This window comes from Mesorhizobium sp. M1E.F.Ca.ET.063.01.1.1 (assembly GCF_003998155.1).
GTDB lineage: Bacteria > Pseudomonadota > Alphaproteobacteria > Rhizobiales > Rhizobiaceae > Mesorhizobium.
The window spans coordinates 1-3,312 of sequence record NZ_RZSC01000654.1; the positions used below are offsets into that span (position 1 = coordinate 1).

The 3,312-nt window shown below is 63.6% G+C and carries 4 protein-coding genes and 1 pseudogene; all 5 read left to right on the forward strand.

All coding sequences use genetic code 11. From position 1 onward, the window contains the following. Positions 1-365 (forward strand): FAD-dependent oxidoreductase (locus EOA29_RS29965; protein WP_189479029.1); only part of this gene is annotated, 365 nt, incomplete at its 5' end. A gap of 2 nt (positions 366-367) precedes the next feature. Continuing rightward, on the forward strand, positions 368-1,681 hold the full coding sequence (gene preA, locus EOA29_RS29970) for an NAD-dependent dihydropyrimidine dehydrogenase subunit PreA (protein ID WP_126093029.1): 1,314 nt from the start codon (positions 368-370) through the stop codon (positions 1,679-1,681). Between the two features lie 391 nt (positions 1,682-2,072). Beyond that, positions 2,073-2,591 carry an Rrf2 family transcriptional regulator gene (locus EOA29_RS29980; protein WP_126093030.1) on the forward strand — a complete coding sequence of 173 codons (519 nt, stop codon included), beginning with the start codon at positions 2,073-2,075 and terminating at the stop codon, positions 2,589-2,591. A 41-nt stretch (positions 2,592-2,632) separates the two neighbouring features. Then, a complete protein-coding gene (locus EOA29_RS29985) occupies positions 2,633-3,091 on the forward strand; it encodes a carboxymuconolactone decarboxylase family protein (RefSeq protein WP_126093031.1) in 459 nt (152 codons plus the stop codon). Between the two features lie 63 nt (positions 3,092-3,154). Continuing rightward, positions 3,155-3,312 (forward strand): annotated as a pseudogene (locus EOA29_RS29990) (DoxX family protein); the annotation flags it as partial.

Below are 3,312 nucleotides of genomic sequence, written 5' to 3' on the forward strand. Positions count from 1 at the left end.
GGCTGCAGCCGAAGCGCGTCATTGCCGAGAACGGCAAGGTGTCGGCCATCGAGCTCGAATACACCGCGTTCGACGGCGAAAAGCTCGCCGGCACCGGCGAGCGGCTGACGCTCGCCGCCGACCAGGTGTTCAAGGCGATCGGCCAGAGTTTTACGCCCGCGGCGCTCAACGGCAGCGTCGCCTCTATCGAGCTCGAGGGCGGGCGCATCAAGGTCGACGCGGAAGGCCGCACATCGCTGGCGAAAGTCTGGGCGGGCGGCGACTGCATCTTCGGCGGCGACGACCTGACGGTTTCGGCCGTGGCGCAGGGTCGCGACGCCGCCGAGAGCATCCACCGGGCGCTGACCTCTAACGGGAGGGCATGAGCATGGCAGACATCCGCAACACTTTCGTCGGCATCAAGTCGCCCAATCCGTTTTGGCTGGCTTCCGCGCCGCCGACCGACAAGGCCTACAATGTCGAGCGCGCCTTCAAGGCCGGCTGGGGCGGCGTGGTCTGGAAGACGCTTGGCGAAGAAGGGCCGCCGGTCGTCAACGTCAACGGCCCGCGTTACGGCGCGATCTGGGGCGCCGACCGCCGGCTGCTCGGCCTGAACAACATCGAGCTGATCACCGACCGCGACCTACAGACCAATCTGCGCGAGATGAAGCAGGTGAAGATGAACTGGCCGGATCGGGCGCTGGTCGCCTCGATCATGGTGCCTTGCGAGGAGGAGAGCTGGAAGGCGATCCTGCCGCTGGTCGAGGAGACCGGCGCCGACGGCATCGAGCTCAATTTCGGCTGCCCGCACGGCATGAGCGAGCGCGGCATGGGCTCGGCGGTCGGCCAGGTACCGGAATATATCGAGATGGTGGTGCGCTGGTGCAAGCAGTACACGCGCATGCCCGTCATCACCAAGCTGACGCCCAACATCACCGATATCCGCAAGCCGGCGCGGGCGGCGAAGGCCGGCGGCACCGACGCGGTGTCGCTGATCAACACCATCAATTCGATCACCGGCGTCGATCTCGACAGTTTCGCGCCGCAGCCGACCATCGACGGCAAGGGCTCGCATGGCGGCTATTGCGGCCCGGCGGTGAAGCCGATCGCCATGAACATGGTGGCCGAGATCGCGCGCGATCCGGAAACGCATGGCCTGCCGATCTCCGGCATCGGCGGCATCACCACCTGGCGCGACGCTGCCGAATTCATGGCGCTCGGCGCCGGCAATGTGCAGGTCTGCACAGCAGCGATGACCTACGGCTTCAAGATCGTGCAGGAAATGATCGCGGGGCTGGAGAACTGGATGGACGAGAAGGGCCACGCCTCGCTCTCCGACATCATCGGCCGCGCCACGCCCAACGTCACCGACTGGCAGTATCTCAACCTCAACTATGTCGCCAAGGCGCATATCGACCAGGATGCCTGCATCAAGTGCGGCCGCTGCCACATCGCCTGCGAGGATACCTCGCACCAGGCGATCACCAGCATGGTCGACGGCTTGAGGCATTTCGAGGTGATCGAGGCCGAATGCGTCGGCTGCAACCTCTGCGTCAATGTCTGCCCGGTCGAAGGCTGCATCACCATGGAGCCGCTCGCGGCAGGCGCGATGGACCAACGCACCGGCAAGCCGGTGTCGCCGATCTATGCCAACTGGACGACGCACCCCAACAATCCGATGGCCAAGGTGGCGGCGGAGTAGGTTTTCGTCTTTATCGGCTCGGATAAATCGCCCCGTGCTCGCACGGGACGATTTTTTTTGCGCGCGCCGCTGTCATCTTTGTGTGCGCGACGATCATGCGCATGACGCTCAATCGTCGAAGCTGGCGCCGCCCCTCATCCCCCTGCCGGGACCTTCTCCCCGTATAGTGACGGGGAGAAGGGGCAGGCCGCGACCTCGGCGCTTTTCTTGCGACGCTGGAGATTGGCGAAATCGTTCAGGAAAGCGTCCCTCTCCCCGTCACTATACGGGGAGAGGATGCCGGCAGGCAGGTGAGGGGCGGCGCCGACCTTCGGATTGAAGTTGCCTTAACGGCTATTGCAGATAAAAAATATCCATGATAAAAAATATCCATGAATAGGAGCGGCAGGCCATGAAGCTCGGAGAAGGCGTCGAAGCGGCGATCCACTGCGCCGCCATGCTTGTCGGCGTCGACGGCAACAGCACCATGTCGGGCGCCGCCATGGCCGAGGCCTTCGGCCTGTCGCCGAGCTATCTCTTGAAACATCTCAACCAGCTTACGGCGGCGCGTATCCTGGAATCGGTGCCGGGACCCGCCGGCGGCTACCGGCTGGCGCGGCCGGCCGAGCGCATCACGCTGCTCGACATCGTGCTGGCGGTCGAGGGCAGGGAGCCCGCCTTCCGCTGCGGCGAGATCCGCCAGCGCGGCCCGGTCAAAATAGACGCCTCGGCCTATGTGAAACCCTGCGGCATCAATGCCGCGATGCTGAAGGCCGAGCGCGCCTATAAGGCAGCACTCGCCGAAGTCAAGCTATCCGATATCGTGGCGAACTACGCCGCGGAAGGTGATCCCCGATCGATTGCCGCGAGCTGCGCCTTTGTCGAGCGCCACCAGCGGCCGCAGAAATCCGCTTTATCCAAACAGATCTAGACCCACTTCTAAACCCACCCAAAAACCTGGAAGGCAAGACGATGAAACCGAGACTGCAGTTTTATGCCAAGGCACCCGAGATCATGAAGGCGGTGTCGGCGCTCAACAAGGCCGTCGACGAATGCGGGCTGGAGGTGAGCCTGCTGCACCTGATCAAGCTCAGGGCTTCGCAGATCAATGGCTGCTCGTTCTGCGTCGAGATGCACAGCCGCGAGGCCAGGCGCGACAGCGAGACCGAGACCCGGCTCTATCTGGTCGCCGCCTGGAAGGAATCGCCGCTGTTTTCCGAGCGCGAGCGCGCCGCCTTCGCCTGGACCGAGGCGGTGACGCTGATCGCCGACAACGGCGTGTCGGACGAACTCTACGCCCGCACGCTGGAGCATTTTTCGGAAGAGGAACTGGTCAAGCTCTCGGTCGCGCTCGGCATGATCAACACCTGGAACCGGCTGTGCATTCCGTTTCAGGCCATTCATCCAGTGCCGGCTGCCAAGGCTGCCTGAGGATTTTGAGTGGTGCGCGAGTCTGTTGCAGGCTCGCGCGCTTTCATTTGCGAGATCAACGACATGTTCGAGAGTTTTCAGAACGAGATTCTGTTTGCCGCACGCTTGCTGCTTGGCGGCGCCTTCGTCTTTGCCGGCCTGCGCAACATCCAGAACAGAATTCTGGTTGCCTCGTTGATGGCGGCGCGCGGCGTGCCGCAGGCGGGCCTGGCATTGTGGCT